This window comes from Lactobacillus sp. ESL0246, assembly GCF_003692965.1.
In the GTDB taxonomy this organism is placed as follows: Bacteria; Bacillota; Bacilli; order Lactobacillales; family Lactobacillaceae; genus Lactobacillus.
In genome coordinates, this window is the sequence record NZ_REHC01000008.1 from 144,375 (window position 1) to 166,858 (window position 22,484).

Annotated in this window: 19 protein-coding genes; all 19 read right to left on the reverse strand. The window is 35.4% G+C overall.

Features of this window, described 5'->3' with window-relative positions; all coding sequences use genetic code 11:
• Positions 1-53: 53 nt before the first annotated feature.
• The gene (dnaK, locus tag F5ESL0246_RS04760; protein ID WP_122018377.1) at positions 54-1,895 is read right to left on the reverse strand and encodes a molecular chaperone DnaK; all 1,842 of its coding nucleotides are present in this window, start codon (positions 1,893-1,895) and stop codon (positions 54-56) included.
• A 19-nt stretch (positions 1,896-1,914) separates the two neighbouring features.
• Positions 1,915-2,493 carry a nucleotide exchange factor GrpE gene (gene grpE, locus F5ESL0246_RS04765; RefSeq protein ID WP_122018378.1) on the reverse strand — a complete coding sequence of 193 codons (579 nt, stop codon included), beginning with the start codon at positions 2,491-2,493 and terminating at the stop codon, positions 1,915-1,917.
• An 11-nt stretch (positions 2,494-2,504) separates the two neighbouring features.
• The gene (gene hrcA / locus F5ESL0246_RS04770) at positions 2,505-3,554 is read right to left on the reverse strand and encodes a heat-inducible transcriptional repressor HrcA (protein ID WP_122018379.1); all 1,050 of its coding nucleotides are present in this window, start codon (positions 3,552-3,554) and stop codon (positions 2,505-2,507) included.
• Positions 3,555-3,679: 125 nt separating this feature from the next.
• Positions 3,680-4,615, reverse strand: coding sequence for a riboflavin biosynthesis protein RibF (gene ribF, locus F5ESL0246_RS04775; RefSeq protein WP_122018380.1), 936 nt, complete (start codon positions 4,613-4,615; stop codon positions 3,680-3,682).
• Positions 4,616-4,634: 19 nt separating this feature from the next.
• Positions 4,635-5,528, reverse strand: coding sequence for a tRNA pseudouridine(55) synthase TruB (gene truB / locus F5ESL0246_RS04780; RefSeq protein WP_122018381.1), 894 nt, complete (start codon positions 5,526-5,528; stop codon positions 4,635-4,637).
• A gap of 39 nt (positions 5,529-5,567) precedes the next feature.
• Positions 5,568-5,930: a ribosome-binding factor A gene (locus tag F5ESL0246_RS04785; protein ID WP_122018382.1), complete on the reverse strand. Its 363-nt coding sequence runs from the start codon at positions 5,928-5,930 to the stop codon at positions 5,568-5,570.
• Positions 5,931-5,948: 18 nt separating this feature from the next.
• Positions 5,949-8,582 carry a translation initiation factor IF-2 gene (gene infB, locus F5ESL0246_RS04790; RefSeq protein ID WP_122018383.1) on the reverse strand — a complete coding sequence of 878 codons (2,634 nt, stop codon included), beginning with the start codon at positions 8,580-8,582 and terminating at the stop codon, positions 5,949-5,951.
• 4 nt (positions 8,583-8,586) lie between these two features.
• The gene (locus F5ESL0246_RS04795; RefSeq protein WP_122018384.1) at positions 8,587-8,898 is read right to left on the reverse strand and encodes a ribosomal L7Ae/L30e/S12e/Gadd45 family protein; all 312 of its coding nucleotides are present in this window, start codon (positions 8,896-8,898) and stop codon (positions 8,587-8,589) included.
• Between the two features lie 2 nt (positions 8,899-8,900).
• On the reverse strand, positions 8,901-9,197 hold the full coding sequence (gene rnpM / locus F5ESL0246_RS04800; RefSeq protein WP_122018385.1) for an RNase P modulator RnpM: 297 nt from the start codon (positions 9,195-9,197) through the stop codon (positions 8,901-8,903).
• A 20-nt stretch (positions 9,198-9,217) separates the two neighbouring features.
• Complete coding sequence (gene nusA / locus F5ESL0246_RS04805; RefSeq protein ID WP_122018386.1) at positions 9,218-10,399, reverse strand: transcription termination factor NusA; 1,182 nt, start codon at positions 10,397-10,399, stop codon at positions 9,218-9,220.
• Between the two features lie 18 nt (positions 10,400-10,417).
• Entirely contained in the window at positions 10,418-10,891 is a 474-nt protein-coding gene (gene rimP / locus F5ESL0246_RS04810) for a ribosome maturation factor RimP (protein WP_122018387.1), read from the reverse strand.
• A 104-nt stretch (positions 10,892-10,995) separates the two neighbouring features.
• Positions 10,996-15,303 carry a PolC-type DNA polymerase III gene (locus F5ESL0246_RS04815; RefSeq protein WP_122018388.1) on the reverse strand — a complete coding sequence of 1,436 codons (4,308 nt, stop codon included), beginning with the start codon at positions 15,301-15,303 and terminating at the stop codon, positions 10,996-10,998.
• 5 nt (positions 15,304-15,308) lie between these two features.
• On the reverse strand, positions 15,309-17,009 hold the full coding sequence (locus tag F5ESL0246_RS04820) for a proline--tRNA ligase (RefSeq protein WP_122018389.1): 1,701 nt from the start codon (positions 17,007-17,009) through the stop codon (positions 15,309-15,311).
• 29 nt (positions 17,010-17,038) lie between these two features.
• The gene (gene rseP, locus F5ESL0246_RS04825; RefSeq protein WP_122018390.1) at positions 17,039-18,295 is read right to left on the reverse strand and encodes an RIP metalloprotease RseP; all 1,257 of its coding nucleotides are present in this window, start codon (positions 18,293-18,295) and stop codon (positions 17,039-17,041) included.
• A gap of 9 nt (positions 18,296-18,304) precedes the next feature.
• The gene (locus F5ESL0246_RS04830) at positions 18,305-19,102 is read right to left on the reverse strand and encodes a phosphatidate cytidylyltransferase (protein WP_122018391.1); all 798 of its coding nucleotides are present in this window, start codon (positions 19,100-19,102) and stop codon (positions 18,305-18,307) included.
• 8 nt (positions 19,103-19,110) lie between these two features.
• Positions 19,111-19,845 (reverse strand): isoprenyl transferase, encoded by a 735-nt coding sequence (locus tag F5ESL0246_RS04835; protein WP_122018392.1) that lies wholly within the window; start codon positions 19,843-19,845, stop codon positions 19,111-19,113.
• Positions 19,846-19,848: 3 nt separating this feature from the next.
• Positions 19,849-20,406, reverse strand: a complete 558-nt coding sequence (frr, locus tag F5ESL0246_RS04840; protein ID WP_122018393.1) for a ribosome recycling factor — start codon at positions 20,404-20,406, stop codon at positions 19,849-19,851.
• A complete protein-coding gene (gene pyrH, locus F5ESL0246_RS04845) occupies positions 20,406-21,131 on the reverse strand; it encodes a UMP kinase (RefSeq protein ID WP_122018394.1) in 726 nt (241 codons plus the stop codon). The genes frr and pyrH overlap by 1 nt, the downstream gene beginning before the upstream one ends.
• Positions 21,132-21,293: 162 nt before the next feature.
• Positions 21,294-22,208, reverse strand: a complete 915-nt coding sequence (locus F5ESL0246_RS04850; protein ID WP_122018395.1) for an ROK family protein — start codon at positions 22,206-22,208, stop codon at positions 21,294-21,296.
• Between the last annotated feature and the right edge of the window lie 276 nt (positions 22,209-22,484).

Genomic DNA, 22,484 nt, shown 5'->3' on the forward strand with positions numbered 1-22,484 from the left:
GAAAAGAACTACTTCGTGGCAGTTCTTTTCTAATTTATTTAATTATAAACCCTTTACTTATCTGGGTCTACCTTATGGAATTCTCCGTCACTAGCAGAACCATCACTTGGATTACCGCCTTGTGCACCAGGATCTTGTGGTCCAGTTTGTCCTTGAGCTCCACCGTTAGCTTGATATAATTTAACTGCTAAGTCTTGAGCAACCTTAGATAATTCATCTTTCTTAGCTTTCATTTCATCTAAATTATTATCTTTTTGAGCTTTCTTAAGTGCATCAAGTGCGTCTTGAACCTTCTTAGTATCATCTTCAGATACCTTGTCTTTAACTTCACCTAAAGTCTTTTCAGTTGAGAAGATTAATTGGTCAACTTCATTGCGTAGGTCAACTTCTTCTTTCTTCTTCTTATCTTCCTCAGCGTGTTCTTCGGCCTCTTTTTGCATCTTTTGAATTTCTTCATCAGACAAACCAGATGAACTCTTAATAGTAATCTTTTGTTCCTTGCCAGTACCCATATCTTTTGCGGAAACGTTTACGATACCATTCTTATCAATATCAAAAGTAACTTGAATTTGAGGAACTCCACGTGGTGCAGCCGGAATGTCAGTTAATTCGAATCTACCTAAAGTCTTGTCATCTGCTGCCATTGGTCGTTCACCCTGCAGCACATGAACATCAACCGCTGGTTGATTATCAGCAGCTGTCGAAAAAATTTGACTCTTTGAAGTTGGAATAGTCGTGTTCTTTTCAATTAATTTAGTGAAAACGCCTCCCATAGTTTCGATTCCTAGTGAAAGCGGCGTAACGTCAAGTAAAACAACATCCTTAACATCACCTGAAATAACACCACCTTGAATTGCAGCACCCAAAGCAACAGCTTCATCAGGGTTAATTGAGTGGTCAGGCTCTTTACCAGACCATTTCTTAACTGCTTCTTGAACAGCAGGAATCCGAGTTGAACCACCGTTCAAGATCACTTTATCAATATCATTAACCGTCAAATCAGCATCTTTTAGAGCATTGTCAAATGGTACTTTGGTTCTATCAACAAGATCAGCAGTTAACTCATCAAACTTTGCTCGAGTCAAATCAGCTTCAAGGTGCAAAGGTCCTGCCTCACCAGCAGAAATGAATGGAAGTGAGATATGTGTTGAAGAGACACCAGAAAGATCTTTCTTTGCCTTTTCTGCGGCATCTTTTAATCTCTGCAAAGCCATTTTGTCTGTTGATAAATCAACACCATTTTCATCCTTAAAGTTCTTGATGAGCCAATCCATAATTTTATTATCAAAGTCATCACCACCAAGACGAGTATCACCATTAGTTGACAATACTTGGAACACACCATCACCTAATTGTAGAACTGAAACGTCAAAGGTACCACCACCAAGGTCATATACCAAAACTTTTTCGTCTTCTGCGTCTTTATCTAGGCCATAAGCAAGTGATGAAGCGGTTGGCTCATTAATAATTCGTTTAACATCTAAACCAGCGATTTTACCAGCATCTTTAGTTGCTTGACGCTGTGCATCATTAAAGTATGCAGGAACCGTAATAACTGCTTCAGTAACCTTTTCACCTAAGTAATCTTCTGAGAATTTCTTAATGTATTGTAAGATCATCGCAGAAATTTCTTGTGGTGTATATGCTTTATCACCAATCTTTACCTTATAATCTGTTTCACCCATGTGGCGTTTAATTGAAGAAATTGTATTAGGGTTAGTGATTGCTTGTCTTTTTGCTACTTCACCAACTTGAATTTCACCATCCTTAAAAGCAACTACAGATGGAGTAGTTCGATTACCTTCTGGATTAGTAATAATTTTTGGTTCTTTACCTTCAAGAACTGCAACAGCTGAGTTAGTAGTTCCAAGATCAATACCGATAACTTTTGACATTTTTTTAACTTCCTTCCAATTATTGTGCGACAACAACCATTGCTGGTCTTAATGTACGATCTTTATATAAATATCCTTTTTGTAAAACTTGCACAACATGATTTTTTTGATCATCACTTTCAGCATCAACGGTTTGAACCGCTTGATGCAAAGTTGGATCAAATTCCACACCTTCAGCATCAATTTCGCTAATTCCATGATCTTTCATGGCTTTTACAAGCGAATCAAGGGTCATTTCAACACCCTTTTTTAATTGCTTAGAAGCTTCATCGTCAACTTTAGTTGCTAAAGCCCGCTCTAAATTATCCATTGCAGGTAAAACGTCTTTAGCTAATGATTGTGATTCATACTTAATCAACTGTGCCCGCTCGTTATTATACCGATTTTGCATATTTTGCATTTCAGCTTGGCTACGTAAAAATTTATCTTCTAAATCTTTATTTTCTTCGCGCAACTTAGTTAATTCAGCCACTTCTTTATTTTCTATAGATTTTGACTTCTTTTTATTAATTTTGTTAGTATCACTATCAGTTGCTTTAGTTGTTTGTGATTGAGCCTTATCCAAATCCTGTTCGCTAGTAAATTTTTCTTTACTCACGTTAACCTCCTTTATTTAAATCGACCATAATACTCAAGCATTTTTTTAGCTAATTCATTCCTGAAATATTCTAATAAACTAATTATTTGCGAATATGGCATATTATTGGGGCCAAGTAAAGCAATTACACCTTTACCATGAGAACCAACGCTATATTCTGCTGTTAACAAACTATAATCTTTTAGCAAATCATTAGATAATTCTGAACCTAGACTGACTTGAATGGGAGAATGATTATTATTCGTAATTGTTCCTTGACTCATCCAGTGTGAAATTAGATCTTCATGATCAATTAAGTCATAAAGCGTTCGTAAGCTGGTTACATCATTTAAAGATGTATTATTGAGCAGATTGATTTGACCATCGACATACATTTGCTCACTAGCTGCTTCATTAATAACATCTTCCACTAGTTCAATCAAACCATCGATATGACTACTGTTAAATTTCTTATTTAGTACATGACTTAATATGGTTGGTGATACATCTCCCAATGTTTTACCAACAAGTTCATCGTTTATCATTCGAACAGCTTTTTCTACTTCATCGCCATTAACATTAGATGGCAATTGATAAACTTGATTATGAACGTTACCATCACTAGTTACTAAAATAGCCATGATCTGACAACTGAACAAGGGAACTATTCGAAAACCGGTAATAGTCAATGTACTACTTTCAGGACCCTCCGCAAAAGCTGTATAATTTGTTAAATCAGACAAAATCTTAGCGGCTTCTTGCACAATTTCATTAACTTGATGAAACGGTTGACTAAACTGATTAATAATTTTTTTATAAACAGAAGATGGAATTTGAAGAGGCTCAACTAAATTGTCCAAATAATAACGATATCCATCAGTTGATGGCACACGTCCACTAGACAGATGGGTCTTTTCAATCAATCCCCGCTCTTCCAATAGAGCCATTTCATTTCGAATTGTTGCGCTAGAAACTTTAATTGGTAACTGATTCATAACAGTTTTAGAGCCTACAGGATCATGCGTTTGCGTAAAATCATTTATAATAGTTTTTAAAATTAGTTCTTGACGTTCGGTCAACATAAATATCGCCCTCACTTTTAGCACTCACACTTCAAAGGTGCTAACAATTATTATGATACTAGGTTTTAGCAGATTGTCAAGTTGAGTGCTAATTTTTTTGAACAAATTTGTATAAATAGATTAGTCTATTTATTTAGATTAGAAAAATATGCTTTTATTTCTGCCTCATCCTGAACCATTTGCTTTTTCAAGTCGGTTAAATTGCTAAATTTAATTTCTCCTCTTGTATACTTATACCATTTTATAATCATTTTTTGATCATATGCATCTTGATTGAAACCAAACAAGTTTGATTCAATATAAATTTTTGAATCGTCATTGATTGTAGCATTATAACCGACACTGGTCATTGAATTGTACCACTTGCCATTAATTTTTGTTTTAGTAGCATAGACTCCTATCTTAGGAATCACTTTATTTGTATCCCAAACTAAGTTAGCAGTAGGATAGCCTAACTTATGTCCATTTCGTAGTCCATGACCAACATAACCAGACATTACATATGGAAATCCTAATAACTTCTTAGCTAAAGTCATATTCCCTGCACCAATTGCCTTTTTAATTTCTGTTGAGCCTATTTTTTGTCCATCATAGCATTGTTCAGGAACATTAATAATATCAAATCTACCTTTAGCAAACTGTGGTAAATTTTGCATATTAGCTACATCTTTAGGACCATAGGTATAATCAAAACCTGCAACAATTGTGTCAGCATGTAATTTGACAATAATATTATCAACAAATTTCTGTGCAGTTAGTCTACTGAACATCTTATTAAAATGCATTACCAATAAGTAATCTACGCCAAGTTTCTGCATTTTATATGCTTTTTCATCTAAGTTGTCAATATACGTTACACCAGCATTTTGATACACTTCTTTAGGATGTCTATCAAATGTCATTACCATTAGAGGCAGATCTTTTTTTATTGCAGTTTTTTTTGCAATCTTGATAAGTTGTTGATGTCCACGATGAACACCATCAAAAAAGCCTAAAGCCAATATTAGTTTACCCTGAACAATATTATCTGTAATTGGATAATTTAAATGGATAATTTGCACGTTGAGACCTTCATTTCAACTATTTATTTTGTAAAAGCATCAGTTCGGGACAATAAAGATGTCCTTTCACATGATAAATTGCTTTAACCTTTTTATTGTAACGTAAAGCAACTTGTTTTTCATTCGTTTGTAATGAAATTGCTGCACCGTTTTGAACTTTTTTCCATTGATCTTCAGTTAAATCTAGTTGTTGGTAATCCTTAAAAAATGTTTCGATCGGTTGAATATATTCAACAATGTGGGATGGATTGCAAACAATGTCATCTAACTTGACCGCTTGGCTAATATCGAAGCCAGAGCTAGCAGTACGACGTAAACTTTTCATTGTGGCCGGGATATTCAACTTATTGGATAAATCATTGACAAGAGAACGAACATACGTACCTTTACTACATTCAATTTGAAAGCTAAATTCCTCTTGCCCTTTTTCTTTATTAAAAGTTGGCGTACCAACTAGATTATACGAAAAAACATTGACCAGTCTTTTTGGTCTCTCAACCGTAATATTTTCTCGAGCATATTCATATAAATGTCGTCCATTAACTCGAACAGCTGAATAAATTGGTGGCACTTGCTCTATTCTTCCTACAAATTGTTGCATTGCCTTACTAATATCTTCAGCTGACAATTGTTCTGTCAAATTTTGAACTTGTAAAAGTTTACCACTAAGATCATAACTATCAGTCGAAAAACCTAAAATACCAGTCCCACAATATTCTTTATTTTTAGTATGCATTAGCTCAATTAACTTTGTAGCTTGACCTAGGGCAATAGGTAAAACACCAGTAACATCGGGATCTAACGTCCCTGCGTGACCAATTTTTTTAATATGTAAAGCTTTTCGCAACTGATAAACAACATCTGCACTAGTCATTCCTTTATCTTTATCGATTACTAAAATTCCGTTTATCATCTTACCTACCTATCAAAAAAGCGCCAAAGAGCGCTTTTTTTAATTATTTCGATCTTCTTCTTGTCTTTTTACCTCGGCAATTAATTGATCAATTTTACTACCATATTTAACTGAATTGTCTCGCTTAAATATAAGCTCTGGAACCTTATAGACAGTTAAAACCTGTCCCAAAAGATGACGTGCCATGCCTTTGGCTTTTTCTAATCCGTTAGCAGCCTCTTCTTCTTTTTGAGGACTATCACTGAGTATACTATAAAAAACAGTTGCATATGAAAGATCATTGGTGCATTCTACAGCAGTTATGGTTACATCTTTTACACGTGGATCACGTATGTTTTTGCGCAAAATTTTAGTTAACTCACGAAGGATTTCACCTTCAACGCGACCTATTCTGTGTTTCATCCTTGCCTCCAATTTTAACTAACTAGGCTTAACTTCCTGTTGTTCAACAGCTTCAAGCTCATCGCCAACTTTAATGTCATTATAGCCTTCAATTGTCAGTCCACAATCTAACCCTTGCTTAACAACCTTAACATCGTCTTTAAATCTCTTTAGCGAACCAACTTTACCAGTATAGATTACAACACCATTGCGAATTAAGTTTACTTCAGAATCACGAGAAACATAGCCAGAATCAACAAATGCTCCTGCGATAGTCCCAACTTTAGATACTTTCCAAATTTCACGAACGGTCAGATTTCCGACAACTTTATCTTCGTAAGTTGGTTCCAACATTCCTTGCATGGCTGCTTTAACATCGTCAATTGCTTTATAGATAACACTGTATAGTCGAATATCAACTCCAGCATCGGATTCCGCTTGTGATTTAGCTGTTGCAGTTGGTCGTACATTAAACCCAAGGATAAAGGCATTAGAAGCCGCTGCCAGTGCAACATCAGATTCATTAACAGCACCAACACCAGAGTGAATAATATTTACACGTACACCTTCAACTTCAATTTTTTCAAGTGATTGCTGTAATGCCTCAGCTGATCCCTGAACATCAGCCTTTAAAACGACACCAACTTCTTTCATGTTTTCTTTTTTCATTGTATCAAAAAGATTGTCCAACGTAACATGTTGAGTATTTTCACGGGATTGCTGCAAAGCTTGTTGTGCCCTTTGCTCTCCAACACTTCTAGCAGTTTTTTCATCATCAAAGACAACAATTTTATCAGCAGATTCAGGAACATCATTCAAACCAGTTATTTCAACAGGCATTGAAGGCGTTGCTTTTTCAACTTGTCGACCACGATCATTAGTCATCACACGAACACGACCAAAGCGATTACCAACAACAATTGGGTCACCTGTGTGCAACGTACCTTGTTGTATTAAGATATCAGCAACTGGTCCACGACCACGTGATAACCGAGCCTCAATTACAGTACCAATAGCTTTTTGCTTTGAATCAGCTTTTAATTCCATCACATCAGCTTGAAGGAGAATCATTTGCAAAAGCTCATCAACATTTTCACCTGTTTTAGCCGATATTTTAACAAAAATTGTGTCCCCGCCATAATCTTCCGGAATTAAGTTATACTGCATTAGCTGTTCAATAACATGTTCCGGATTAGCACCTGGGGCGTCCATCTTGTTAATTGCAACAATAATTGGAACATGGGCACTCTTAGCATGATCAATAGCTTCAATTGTTTGGGGCATTACACCGTCATCAGCAGCAACAACTAAAACAACAATATCTGTAATTTCTGCTCCGCGTTCACGCATATTTGAAAATGCCGCATGTCCCGGTGTATCTAAGAATGTAATTAAGTCCTTACCGATTCTTACTTGATATGCACCAATTTTTTGAGTAATTCCTCCAGCTTCATGAGCTGAAACATGAGTATGTCTCAATCGATCAAGCAATGTAGTCTTACCATGATCAACATGTCCCATAATGGTAACAACTGGCGGACGCTTAACTTGAAACTTCGATTCTTTTGAAGCAGCCATCTGTTTTTCATACAAGTTATCAATATCAGAAATATCCTCATGAATTTTTTCTTCAGCATTAATGCCATACTCAGCTGCAATTAATTCAATTGTATCTTTGTCAAGCGACTGATTTTGGTTGGTCATTATCCCAAGCATAAATAATTTCTTAACAATTTCTGCTGGTTCTCTGTGTAAAGTTTTACCTAAATCTTGAGCATTCATACCAACTTCATAAGTCAACGTTTCTGGCAGCGGACGTTCCTTTCTTTGGGATGGTTGCTTCTTAGGAATTTGTTCTATTTGACGTTTTTTAGACTTTGCTTTACGTCTTTCTTGGCGTTTAGGATGATTATTGCCACCAGCATATGATTGATTTCTACCTTTGCGACCTGGTTTGCCAGTATTGCGGGTATGTCCATTTCCACGTCTGTTATCATCTTTTGCTGGCTCTTGAGTAGTACTTGGTTCAACTATTTTAACCTTGTTTGCTACTGCTGAATTATGATTTTGCTTCATTCTAGCAGGTGACGGTTTAATAATTTTTGGACCAGTTACTTTTGATTTTGAAATTTCTTTTTTAGTAATTACTTCTTTGTTTTCTTTAGGTTCTTTTTTTACTTCTTCTCTTGTAGAAGTCGACTTAGTCACTTCTTGACCAAAATTTTTACTAACCTTTTCATTTTGACGATTCAGCGTATTTTCCTCTACTCTTTGTTTATGCTTTAGTTGTTTAAGCAAATCCTGTGCCACAGGTTTTGCCGTTTTTTGACTGTGGTTGGCAAGTTTTGCATTAGATTCTTTTTGTCGCCTATGATTGTTTGAACGACGTCTATTTTGATGATTGCTACTGTTTTTTTCTTCTTCGTGCTTTTTTTCGTTTTTACGAATTGAAGTAACAGAAATTTTGATTTTATTAATCTTTTTAACTGACTTATCTTCCTTTTTTGCGGGAGCGGGGTTACGCAAATTACCCTTTAACTGATCCACTTCTGAATCTTCTAGTGATGACATATGATTTTTTACATCAAAGCCTAGGTCTTTAGCTTTATTGACCACAACTTTATTATCGATGCCTAACTCTTTTGCAATTTCGTAAATTCTTTTCTTAGTCATCCAATCACACTCCTTCATGAATCTTTTGAACTAATGCTTTACCAAAGCCAGCATCGGTAATTCCTAATACTTTACGCTTCTTACCGATAGCATGTGAAAGTTCATTACTAGTAAAGTCGGAAATAACTTTAATTTCATTTTTTCCAGCAACTCTTCTTACTTTTTCACTGGTATCTGGTTGAATGTCACTAGCCAAAATAACAATTTTAATTTTTTTTGCCTTAAGTCCAACAGTAACGATTTCTTGTCCTGTAACTAGTTTCCCAGCTCGTTCAGCCAGTCCCAACAAATTTAATGCCTTTTGTCTATTCTGCAACGTTATTTATCACCAAACAATTCTTTTCTTGCTTTTTGATGATCAACATAAGAATATAATTCCTCATAGAATGAATCTGATATTTTTGCACCTAAGCTGCGTTCCAGTAGGCCTTTATCTTTAGCAAACTGAATTTTGCTCGGGTCTAGTGAAACATAAGCTCCACGACCTGGTTCTTTTCCTGTCGGATCAACGGTCACATTTTTATCCTTGTCAACTACAATTCGAACTAGCTCTTTTTTGGGCTTCATAGTATTCGTTAGCAGATCTTTTCGCATTGGAATTTTTCTTTTTTTCAAAAGACCCCCTCCTTGACTTATTATTCTTCAATATCAATAACTTCATCAGAAGTTGACTCATCAGCTTCACTGGTTTGACTAAGATCGTTACTTTCTTCAGAAGACTCATTTGCTTCAACAGCAGCTGTGACTTCAGGCTCTTCAGCATTAGCTTCATCAACAAATTCAACTTCTGATTCAGGTCTAATATCAATTTTATAGCCTGTTAAACGTGCTGCCAAGCGAACGTTTTGTCCCTTTTTACCAATTGCTAGCGATAATTGATAATCAGGTACAATTACTAAAGCACTCTTTTCATCCTCTTCATCTCCAAATTGTACTGCAATAACCTCTGCAGGATTAAGCGCATTAGCAATAAAATCTGATGGATCTTCTTCATATTTAACAACATCAATATTTTCACCATCAAGTTCATTTACTACATTTTGAACTCGGGCACCACGCTGACCTACACAAGTACCAACCGGATCAATATTAGGATCGTTTGTTTTAACAGCAATCTTAGTTCTATCACCAGCTTCACGAGCAATTGAAACTATTTCAACTGTACCGTCATAAATTTCAGGAACTTCTTGTTCAAATAGTCGCTTAACCATGTCAGGAGCAGTTCGTGAAACAGTAATCTGTGCACCTTTAGAATCGGAACCTACGTGAGTTACTAGCACTCTAATTTGATCTTGCGGATTATAACTTTCATTAGGCATTTGATCATTACGTGGCATCACTGCTTCAACATTTCCAATTTTAACATAAACGAATCTATTATCACGTCTTTCGACAGTTCCAGTGATCAATTCATCTTCATATTGTGAATATTCATCTATTATTTGGTTTCTTTCAGCTTCACGTAAATGTTGCATAATGACCTGCTTAGCTGTTTGAGCGGCAATACGACCAAAGTTCTTCGGAGCCACTTCAAATCTAATTGTATCGCCTAATTCATAGGCTCTATTAATAGCCAAAGCATCCTTTAAACTGATTTCTAATCGATCATCATGAACCTCTTCAACAACAGCCTTTTCAGTCATTAATTTGAAATCACCTTTGCGCTCATCAAATTCAACTACTACATTCGTTGCTTGGTTATAATTTTTTTTATAAGCAGCAACAAGAGCTGCTTCGATTGCCTCAACGATAACATCTTGTTTAATGCCCTTTGTTTTTTCTAAAGTAGCAAACGCTTCCAGCATTTCTTTAGACATAAGTTTTAATCAGCCTTTCTAAAATTCAATTGCAAACCTAATACTTGCAATCAATTTACGGGGAATAGTAATCTGTTTTCGCCTAGTTTTTATCTTGATTTCCAATTCAATCTCGTCACCACTATATGACCTCAATGTACCTTCATATTCTTTTTTATCAGCTATTTTTTGATAAAGGGCAACATGAATATAATTATTCAATGCCTTTTTCCAATCATTAGCTGTTTTAATCTCACGCTCAACTCCAGGTGAAGATAGTTCTAAAACATAAGGCTCTGGAAATGGATCAGGTTCAATTTTATCTAGTTTTACAGATATTAACTCGCTTAAATTAGCAATTTCATTTATATCAATACCATTTTCACGATCAACGTATATCCTTAAATAATTTTGACCTTTTTCTTTTACGTATTCACAATCAACTAATTCATCATTACATGACGCAATGATTGGCTTAATTTCTGCGAGAACAGATTCTTTAACTTTCGCCAAGTACTTTCCTCCGTAATAAAAAGAGTGAGCTAGATAGCTCACTCCGAATCATTATTCGAACTTCTATATGAAGTATACCACATTTATATTAATACTGCAAAAAATTAAAAGAGCGAGAGTTGATTTTGATCTGGTAAATCAGCTAACACCTCATTATCCTCTAAATAATTCATTATTGATTGAGAAACTCTACCCCTGTTTGCCAAATCTTCCTTTGATAAAAACTCTTGTTCAGCGCGAGCGGCAACAATTTGCTTTGCTGCATTAATACCGAGTCCTGGAACTGCATTAAATGGTGCCAAAATTGTATGTTGATCAATAATTTTAAAATTTGTTGCTTCTGATTGATTAAGATCAACCATTTTGATATTAATTCCGCGTTCAAGACATTCATTGGCAATTTCCAAAACAGTTAACAAGCTCTTATCTTTCGCCGATGCATCATTGCCCTTTTCTTGAATATCACTCATTGCTTTTTTTACAGTGTTTTTCCCATGACTCATTGCAACTAAGTCAAATAAATTTGCACGAACTGAAAAATAAGCGGCATAGTATATTTCAGGATAATATACCTTAAACCATGCAATTCTCAAAGCCATTAAGATATAAGCAGTGGCATGAGCTTTGGGAAACATATACTTAATCTTCAAACAAGAAGGAATGTACCAATTAGGAATTTTATCATTTTCTTGTAAAATAGCCATATCATCATCACTAATTCCACGCCCATGACGAACTGACTCCATCGTTGAGAACGCAACTTCAGGCTGTACACCCCAGTGAATTAAGTCCATCATAATATTATCGCGACAGCCAATTACATTCTTTAATTTACACGTGCCATTATTAATTAATTCTTCAGCATTGCCCAGCCATACATCTGTACCGTGGGATAATCCAGAAATTTGCAATAATTCTGAAAATGTTGTTGGTTTTGTTTCTTCAAGCATTCCACGAACAAATTTGGTTCCAAACTCTGGCACGCCTAAAGTTCCTGTTTTTGATTGGATTTGCTCCGGAGTTACTCCTAAAATCTTAGGACTAGAAAACAAGGACATAACTCCAGGATCATCTGGTGGAATAGTTAATGGATCAACCCCAGACAAATCCTGCAACATTCTGATCATCGTTGGATCATCGTGACCAAGAATATCAAATTTTAAAATGTTATCATGAATAGAATGAAAATCAAAATGAGTGGTTTTCCAAGCTGCATTTACATCATCTGCAGGATATTGAACAGGAGTAAAATCATAAATATCCATGTCATCTGGAACTACAACAATTCCAGCTGGATGTTGACCGGTTGTTCGCTTAACGCCACTAACACCAGTAGCCAGACGATCTAATTCTGCTTTTCGCAAGCTTAATTCTTTTTCATCATCGTAATGTTTAGCATAGCCATAAGCTGTTTTATCAGCAACTGTAGCAATAGTCCCAGCCCGATATGAATTAGTCGGACCAAACATAACTCGAATAAAGTTGTGTGCCACCGGTTGATAATCACCAGAAAAGTTCAAATCAATGTCTGGCACCTTATCACCATGAAAGCCTAGAAAAGTTGCAAAAGGAATATCTTGTCCGTCTTTTACCAATTCAGTATTGCATTTTGGACATTTTTTATCTGGTAAATCATAACCCGAACCATATTCACCATTCTCAAAGAATTCGGTGTATTTGCAATTTGGACAACGATAATGTGGTGCTAGCGGATTAACCTCAGTAATACCAGACATCGTAGCGACTAGACTAGAACCAACTGATCCACGGGAACCAACCAAATAGCCGTCTTTATTGGATTTAGCAACCAATCGTTGTGAAATAAGATAAATAACAGCATAACCATTGGAAATAATCGAATTTAGTTCCATATCTAAACGATCTTGTACTATTTGAGGTAGCGGGTTACCATATAATTCATGTGCTTTATCATAAGTTAGACGTTTCATTTCTTCATCTGCATTATCAATGTGCGGTGGATATAATCCATCCTTAATTGGAGAAATTTCTTCAGTAGACTCAGCTATTTTATTTGGATTTGAAATTACTACTTCTTTGGCGACCTCTTCACCCAAAAAACTAAACGCATCAAGCATTTCTTGAGTTGTGTAAAAATGTAAATCAGGTTGTTTTTTATTACGATTAGGATTGCCTCTTTGAGCCGAAATTAAAATTGTTCGGTAAATTGCATCTCTTGGTTCAACATAATGTGCATCACCAGTTGCCACCACCGGTTTATCCAACTCTTTACCTAATTTATATATATTAGTTAGAATTTCTTCTAACTCCGCTTTGTCACTAATTAAATGGTCTTCAATCAATGTCGAATAATTCGCTGGGGGCTGAATCTCAAGAAAATCATAAAATTTTGCTTTTTCACGAGCCTCATTATATCCTTTTTGCAACATTGCAGTAAAAACTTCGCCTTCTGAACATCCAGATCCATATAGTAAGCCTTTATGATTTTTAATTAAGTCTGATTTTGGAGTTCGTGGAATGCGATAAAAATATTTAGTATTTGCAATTGAAACTAGTCGATACAAATTTTTAAGTCCAGCCTGCGTTTGAGCCAAAACAGTCATATGCTGGGGTCTTGCTCGCTTAAAGATCTGACCATGTGCAGCATAACTATTCATTTTTCCCAAATCATCTTCATGATATTTATCATTAAATGCATCTAATAATTTAAACATCAAATAGCCGGTTGCTTCAGCATCCTGATTTGCACGGTGATGATGTTCTAAAACAACTCGATACTTTTTAGCAAGAGAATCCAGAGTATGTCTAGCTTGCTCTGGATGTAAAAGTCTTGATACTTCCAGAGTATCTACTACAGGTTGCGTGATTTCATCTAATGATGCACGCCTTAGCGCAGCATTTACAAATCCTAAGTCAAATTGTACATTGTGTCCACATAATGGTCGATCACCATAAAAGTCTTGAAACTGTTTAATTACAACAGCTTCATCATCTGCTGACCTCACCATTTCATCAGTAATCGAAGTCAGGTTAATTGTTTGCTCACTCAGTGGGTGATGGGGATTAATAAATTTATCAAACCGAGCAATAACTTCCCCATTTTTCATTTTGACTGCACCGATTTCAATGATTGTATCGTACACTGACGACAATCCCGTTGTTTCAACATCAAAAATCACAAATTCACGGTCTCGATATTTCATTGGAGCTGGATTAAGAATAAGTAAAGCATGATCATCGATCATATTTGCTTCAAGACCATAAATTATCTTAATATTGTTCTTTTTCCCAGCGTTATAGGCTTCGGGAAAACTTTGAACCCCGCCATGATCGGTAATTGCAATTGCCTTTTGCCCGAATTTTTTTGCAGCTGCAATAAATTTACTTGCTGGATTAGTCGCATCTAGTTGACTCATATTAGTATGTAGGTGTAACTCAATTCGCTTTTGCTCACCATCATATTTTTCTTGGCGACCAATATGTTCGATAATTTCAAAATTAGAAATATTAAAAACAGTATCGTGACTCCACTGATCTTCTAGAGCAGAACCTTGCATTTTTGCCCAAGTTCCAACTTTTAAATTAGCAATATTTTGCAATTGATCTTTATCAGCTATAAATTTTTTAAACACCAGTGAGTCCGTATAATCGGTAATTTCACCCAAAAAAATCACTGCACCATTTTTTAGTTCGCGCGTTTCAACATTAAAAATATTACCTTCGATTACAACATTTCTACTGCCATCAATTACGTTTTTGATTTTAGTAATTGGAATATTTTCATCAAGCTTATGATTTCCATAGTGAGTTTTTTTCGTTGAATAAGGTTGAGAGTTAGAATGTTCTTTTGGTGTTGCAGCATTGTATGCTTTTTGCATATCATGCTCATGTTCTTTTTGTAGTTGCTGCAAACTAGCTAAATTATTTTGAGAGTTTGCTTCATCAATTTCTGTCAAAAATTTTAAATTGAAAAAGCCAAACGTACGCATTTCCATTGCTAATTGATCAAGTGTCTTTTGGTCAATTAAGTCATCAACTACTAAATTATCAACAGGTATAATCCAGCGGCCATTTACTTTTTTGGGTAAATGAGTTGAAATAAATTCTCGGGCAACAGGTTGTAAAATTTGAGAATTTTGCACCGCATGTTTCCAATACTCTTTCAAATATTCATCTGAACCATCTTGAGAATTTATCAATAACCGTGTTTTGACAAAGGATGAAAAACTTGCTGTAATTGCATTATTTAAAGCATCGTAAGTCGCGTATTTTAATGGTGTAGCAAAAAGAACATGGATATCCCACCTATGTTCTTTAGTATATACGTCTACATCCGTAATTTGGCCTTTTTGCAAAACTTCATTATCCTCAAATTCATTTGGAAAATGGATTTGCTCTAAAAGTCGTAAGAAAAGTTCGTTTTTAGTAGCCACGAAAATTATCCTAACTCTTTTTCTACAAAATCAGCTAATTCACTAATTGTCATTTCAGTAGCCTTTTCATCAACCGGACGTTTGACTTCAACAATTTCTTCATTAGCTTTCTTACCAATAGTAACCCTAATTGGTGCGCCTACAAGATCAGCATCTGCAAATTTTACACCAGCACGTTCATTGCGGTCATCATATAGAACATCATATTTCTTACCATATTCTTGTTCAAGTTTTTCAGCTAATTGAGTCTGTGCTTCATCTTTCATTTTCATTTGGACAATATGAAGAGCAAATGGAGCAATTTCCTGTGGCCAAGCAATTCCATGTTTAGTTAGGTGTTGCTCAATAACTGCAGACAGTACGCGAGTAACACCTATTCCGTATGAACCCATAATTACTGGCTGTGCCTTACCATTTTGATCCAAGAAATTTGCACCCATTTTTTCAGTATAGTAAGTACCAAGCTTGAAAATGTGACCAACTTCAATTGAAGTTGTAAATTGTAATGGCAAATGATCAATAGGGTCAGGCTCGCCTTCATTAGCAACTCGGATATCTCCAAAAATATCAACTTTGTAATCACGATTGATATTTGTATTTTCAAACTGATAACCGATCTTATTAGCCCCAACAATCACATTAGATAAATTCTTAACTGTTTCATCAGCAACAATTTGATCAGCCCAGTCTGCATTAACCGGACCAATGCTTCCCTTACTAATAGTAGTTATTTGTTTTAATTCTTCATCAGTTGCAACACGAACTGAATCCGCATCAAGCAAATGGGTCAGCTTCACCTCATTAACTTGCTTATCACCTCTAATTAAAACTAAAACACGTTCTTTTTCATTAACAATATATAGAACGCTCTTCACAATTCGAGTATTCTCAACATTTAAGAAATTAGCCAATTCAGCAATTGTTTCTTGATCGGGTGTTGCTACCAGATTAAGAGGTTGAGGATCTTCTTTTACCGGTTTGAAAGTATCAACACTGGCTGCCATTTCTAGGTTGGCAGAGTAAGTACCAGTTTCATTAGTAGCAATAGTATCCTCACCTATTGCTGCTGGAGCTTGAAACTCCGTAGAATTTTTACCACCCATTGTGCCAGAATCGGCAATAACTGGGGTCACCTTGACTCCACAACGATGAAATATAGCTTCAAAGGCCTTCTTCTCATCATCAAATTGTTGATCAAGTTGTTCTTTGGTAGCTGCAAAGCTATATGCATCTAGCATAATAAATTCACGAGTTCTAAGTAATCCGAAGCGTGGCCGATTTTCATCACGAAACTTAGTTTGAATTTGATATAACGCAATCGGCATCTGTTTATAGCTCTTTAAATTTTTGGCTACAATTTCGGTAAAAGTCTCTTCGTGCGTTGGTCCTAATAGACTTAGACGACCATGTCGATCCTTTAGTCTAAACATTTCTAAACCATATTTTTGCCAACGACCAGATTCTTCCCAAAGAGAAGCTGGTAATAAATCAGGCATGGCCATTTCAGGTACATTGATCTTAGCCATTTCTTCCTTCATTATATGTTGAACTTTATTTAGAACTCGAAAACCTAATGGTAAATAAGAATATACCCCCGCAGTAACCTGACGAACATATCCTCCCCTAAGCATTAGTTTATGACTCTCTGCCACTGCATCCGAAGGAGCTTCTTTTGAAGTAGGCATAAAAAATTTAGATTGACGCATTAATTTTCTCCCAAATGAACAAAAATCTTTCACTTAATAAAATAACGATAAATATCGTTTCCTGTAACAGCAATAATTAATAATAATAAACAACCAAACCCGATAAGCTCAACCATTGCTTCATGTTCAGGTGAAATCGGTTTTCCACGAAAAAGCTCAATTAAATTTAATAAAAATTTTCCACCATCCAAGCCAGGTATTGGAATTAAATTTACTATCCCCAAATTAATTGATATCATTGCTAAAAAGGCTAATACATAGGAAAAGCCCATCTGTGAAACCTGTGAAGTTTGTGAATAAATACCAACCGGACCAGATAATTTATTCAAACTAAAATGACTAAATAAATCCCCAACAGCATTAAATATCATTCCCGTTGTTGTAACCGAGGTAGACCAGCCTCGTTTTAATTTAACTATTGCTCGTTCATCACTTTTGGCCTTAATACCAATTTGATAACTAGTCTGACCTTGTATAGAAACTTTTTGAGGTCTAACATTTACTACTTGATTTTGACCATTTTTATTTAGCTTAATATGCAAATTGTTTCCTCTGCTTTGATCAATTTGCTGTGAAATATCGTCAAAACTGGTGACTGGATGATTATTAATTGAAATTATCTTTGAACCTGCTTCAATTTGTGCATTTTCTGCTGGTGAGGCCGCACTAACCTTGTCAATTGTTGTCGTTGGAGGACCAGCAACCGTAAAAGTCCAGATCAAAAAAACGACAAAACCTAAAATAATATTCATTAGAGGACCAGCAACATTTGTAGCAAGCTTTTGCCAAACATTGGCTTCTTGAAATTGCGTATCACGAGGGGCAATAACTAACTCTGTCTTCGATTGGTCAATAATAGTGGCGTCATGACAGACAGAATATGTTACGTTTTTACTTTCATTACCATTTTCATAACCACTAATAAACAACTTATCAACTAAATCCGCCTTGGTAATTTGCACAGGTATTCCTTCAATTGGAATATCTGAACCGGAAGCATCGATTCTTGTTACCTTTTCGTTATTATCCAATTGGACAATAACTAACATCCCAGGCTCAAGTGCAGTATCTTCGTCACTTCCAGCTAAACGTACATATCCGCCTAAAGGTAACCAACGAATAGTATACATAGTTGGATTACGACGAACTTGAAAGAGTTTAGGTCCCATCCCAATCGAAAATTCACGAACTAAAATCCCACATTTTTTTGCGACAATAAAATGACCAAATTCATGAATAAAAACCAGCAAGCCAAAAACTATTAGAAAGATTAATATTCCTTTCAAATTTATCACCTAATGCACAATTCCTAATAAAGCAGCAAAAACTGGTAAAACAAACAACATACTGTCAAAGCGATCTAAAATACCACCATGACCTGGCAATATTTTACCCGAATCTTTAACGCCGTAGTAACGTTTATACGCTGATTCTACTAAATCCCCCATTTGACCGATAATTGATAAAATTAGTGCAAAACCGATCATTTCTATTTGTGGTTGACCTACTTGAACAAAATAAGTATAAATTGCTGCACATATTACGGCACATAACGTCCCCCCCAGGGAACCTTCCCAGGTTTTGTTGGGACTAATTACGGGCCATAATTTATGCTTACCTATTTTGCGACCAATCATGTAAGCTCCTGTATCAGTTAGCCACACCACTACAAATACATAGCACAATAAAGCTAATCCGTTAGAACTATTTCTTATACTTGCCATGTAATGAAATCCTGTTCCAATATACAAAGAACCTAATGTATATGCACCGACATCATCAAATGTCGTCTTGTTCTTAGATAAAACAGTCCAAGTCAACATTAGCATAATTAAACTAAAGTAAATTCCATATTTTGTCCAATGAAATGGCATACTCTTGATAAAACTATCAGGAACTGCCCAAATTATCGTTGCAAGTAAAGCTAATAAAAAGTTTATAGAAACCAAAATTTGCTTCTTCATCAAGAATATTTCGCTAATACCAACTGCAGCAAAAGCCACTGTTAGTAAATCCATCCATATTCCACCTAAAAGAACAATAGGAATAAATAACATTAAAGCAATAATTGCTGTGATCACACGTTGTTTCATATAATTACCTAACTATCTGATTCATCGACTTTGCCAAAACGACGATGTCGATTTTGAAAATCTTTAACAAACTCCGCTAAGTCTTTTTTAGTAAAATCCGGCCAGTATTTAGGGCTAAAAGCTAATTCAGCATAAGCTAATTGCCAGAGCAAAAAATTTGAAAGCCTTTGCTCTCCTGAAGTCCTTATCAAAAGGTCTGGATCACAATATTCTCCAAGGTTAGCGGTCATCAAATGCTCAGAAATCATTTGCTCATTAATTTGACTAGAAGTAATTTGCTTAGATTCTACCAACCCAGCTACTTCCTTTACTGCAGTTGTTATCTCACTTCTTGAACCATAATTGAAAGCAAAATTTAAAATCAAACCAGTATTATTAGCAGTTTGAGTCATGGCACGTTCCACAACTGTAAAAGTTTTTGCTGGCAACTGATCAAGATAACCCATAATATTAACCTTAACATTATTTTCCATCAATGTTGGCATAAATTTATCAAAAAAGCGAACAGGTAAATTCATTAAATACGCTACTTCTTCTTTTGGACGTGCCCAATTTTCAGTAGAAAAGGCATATAATGATAGTACTTTAATTCCAAGATCATTAGCGGCCAATGTTATGCGCTCAACATTATTCATTCCTTCATGATGTCCAGCAATGCGAGGTTTGCCCTGCTTAGTAGCCCAACGGCCATTACCATCCATAATAATTGCCAGATGATTTAATTGATTCTTTTTATCTGCCATTCGTTATCCTTGCGTGATTTCTTTACGCTTCTGTTCAGCAAGTTCATCCACCTTTTTAGTTGCATTATCAGTTTCCTTTTGAACTTGCTTTTCAAGATTACGTTGCTCATCTTCAGTTATTTCATCATCTTTTTGTTGTTTTTTTAAACTATTCATTGCATCACGACGAATATTTCTAATAGCAATTTTACCTTCTTCGGCAAGTTTATTAACTTGCTTAGCAATTTCCTGGCGTCTTTCACCAGTTAACTGTGGAATTACCAAACGGATGACTTTACCATCATTTGCTGGAGTCAATCCAAGATTAGAAGCGAGCAAAGCATGTTCAATGTTATCTAAACTAGTTTGATCATATGGCGTAATCAAAAGAACACGTGCTTCTGGAATTGTAATACCTGCCATTTGCGTTAAAGGAGTTGGAACACCATAATAATCCACTTTAATACCATCAAGAATAGCTGAATTTGCTACGCCTGCACGAATAGACGCAAGATTCTTTTCAAAAACATTGATCGACTTACTCATGTTTTGTTTGGCTTTTTTAATTACTTCATTATTCATTATTTTCCTCCTTCAATAACTGTTCCTATATTTTCTCCCAAAACAACTCGTTTAATATTTCCTTCAGTATTCACATTAAAAACAATTAACGGAATATTTGTGTCCATTGAAAGTGAACTTGCTGTTCTGTCCATCACCTTTAAATCTTTAGCGATAACATCAAGTTGAGTTAATTCGCTATACTTTGTTGCACTTGGATCAAGCTTAGGATCAGCTGTATAAACACCATCAACGCCATTTTTAGCCATTAAAATAACATCAGCATTTATTTCGGCTGCACGTAAAGCCGCAGTTGTATCGGTTGAAAAATACGGATTACCAGTACCTCCACCCATAATTACTACACGGCCCTTTTCTAAATGACGGATTGCCTTTCTTCTAATGTAAGGTTCAGCGATTTGTCTCATTTCAATAGAAGTTTGAAGCCTTGTTGGAACACCGACATGCTCTAAACCATCTTGAAGAGCTAGGCCGTTCATGATAGTCGCTAGCATTCCCATGTAGTCTGCTTGGGAACGTTCCATTCCAAGTTTCGCCCCGGTTTCTCCTCGCCACATGTTTCCGCCACCACAAACAATTCCAATTTCAACGCCTAAATCGTGAACTGTCTTGATTTCTTCTGCTAAATGACTAATGACCGTCGGATCAATACCAGTACCCTTATCACCGGCTAAAGCTTCTCCGGAAATTTTCAAAACAACCCGCCTATATTTAACTTCAGTCATGACAACCTCCTCTATTAACTTAAATTATTCTACCATATAAAGTCTTTTAATGTTGATGAACAAAACAAAAGAACGGATTTTTGTCATAAAAAAACTCATCCTTTATCAAACAAATTGGTAGTTAAACTAACAAAATCTATTTTTTCGAAATGAGTTTCAAATTTAATGATTCAAATTTTCGTTGTTCATTTGTAACAACAAATTATACAAAGCCCCATAAAGATTAGATTCATTTTGAAAACTTGCTGCAACTATTTTTGGTTTAGTTAAGGTTTGCCCGATCACCGGGTTTATCTCATAAATTAATTTATCATACGCCTTATTAATTGCAGGAAGCAAAATGGGCTGGGCACTTATTCCACCACCAATTGCAATTTTAGTTACATCTACAACTGTTTGAAGATTCAAAATCAAGATTGCAATCCTCAAGCAAAACGAATGAAAAATTTTGACCGCTTCAGGATTTTTTTCTTGAATAGCATCAAAAGCATTTTGACCATCATTTTCATCTGAATAACCGAGATGATGATTAACTTCCTGAATAAATTTGACTGCCGAGCCAGTTATTGCAGCACTTCCAGCCATCTTTGACAGATGTGAACTATTACAAATCATGAAACTAAGCTCGCCAGCTTGATAATGAACTCCTTCCAGCAAATGTCCATCAATTATAATGCCGCCTCCAACAGCGGTACCCAAAGTAATTGCTGCGCAATTTTTCTCACCCTTTAAACTGCCCAGCCAGCTCTCAGCCAAAATACTAGCTTTACCATCATTGATAACTGCAACTGGAATATTAAGCTTATTACCATATCTTTGGGCAAAATCAACTCCATCCAGAAAAGGCAAAGCTCCACCAAATCGAATTCTTGTCTTTTCAACTTTACCTGGAGTACAAAAAGCGATACCTTTTATTTCGGCTGAGTAATTATCAATAATTTGATCTATAGTTGCTAAAAAGTTTTTTTTCTCATGTTTGGTTTTAACTTTCCCTTTATCGATAACATTACCAGCTTGGTTAAATTGAGCAAATTTAATTTCTGTACCACCAATGTCAATACTTAAATACGTTTTCATAACTTTCTTTCATATAGTTAAATTAATCTATCGTCTCTATCTAATTAACACTCTATTGTAATATTATCAAACTTTACATTTATTATAATTAGCTAGAATTCATCACTTAAATTAGGACGGATTATTAGTTTTAACTGAAAACAAATTTCAATATTAAAGACAGTAAAACTATCTTCATAATTTTTGTGAATTCAATGATAATACCTTTAATTATGAGTCATTAATTAACATACAAATACCCCATAATTACGACAACTAATTATGGGGTTTCGTATC

Bases quoted from the DNA above. Each gene is read 5' to 3' on its own strand.
- F5ESL0246_RS04785 (WP_122018382.1), bottom strand. From the start codon at position 5,930: ATGAAACACAGAATAGGTCGCGTTGAAGGTGAAATCCTTCGTGAGTTA.
- truB (WP_122018381.1), bottom strand. From the start codon at position 5,528: ATGATAAACGGAATTTTAGTAATCGATAAAGATAAAGGAATGACTAGT.
- F5ESL0246_RS04820 (WP_122018389.1), bottom strand. From the start codon at position 17,009: ATGCGTCAATCTAAATTTTTTATGCCTACTTCAAAAGAAGCTCCTTCG.
- dnaK (WP_122018377.1), bottom strand. From the start codon at position 1,895: ATGTCAAAAGTTATCGGTATTGATCTTGGAACTACTAACTCAGCTGTT.
- F5ESL0246_RS04835 (WP_122018392.1), bottom strand. From the start codon at position 19,845: ATGGCAGATAAAAAGAATCAATTAAATCATCTGGCAATTATTATGGAT.
- nusA (WP_122018386.1), bottom strand. From the start codon at position 10,399: ATGTCTAAAGAAATGCTGGAAGCGTTTGCTACTTTAGAAAAAACAAAG.
- hrcA (WP_122018379.1), bottom strand. From the start codon at position 3,554: ATGTTGACCGAACGTCAAGAACTAATTTTAAAAACTATTATAAATGAT.
- F5ESL0246_RS04850 (WP_122018395.1), bottom strand. From the start codon at position 22,208: ATGAAAACGTATTTAAGTATTGACATTGGTGGTACAGAAATTAAATTT.
- frr (WP_122018393.1), bottom strand. From the start codon at position 20,406: ATGAATAATGAAGTAATTAAAAAAGCCAAACAAAACATGAGTAAGTCG.
- infB (WP_122018383.1), bottom strand. From the start codon at position 8,582: ATGACTAAGAAAAGAATTTACGAAATTGCAAAAGAGTTAGGCATCGAT.
- F5ESL0246_RS04830 (WP_122018391.1), bottom strand. From the start codon at position 19,102: ATGAAACAACGTGTGATCACAGCAATTATTGCTTTAATGTTATTTATT.
- pyrH (WP_122018394.1), bottom strand. From the start codon at position 21,131: ATGACTGAAGTTAAATATAGGCGGGTTGTTTTGAAAATTTCCGGAGAA.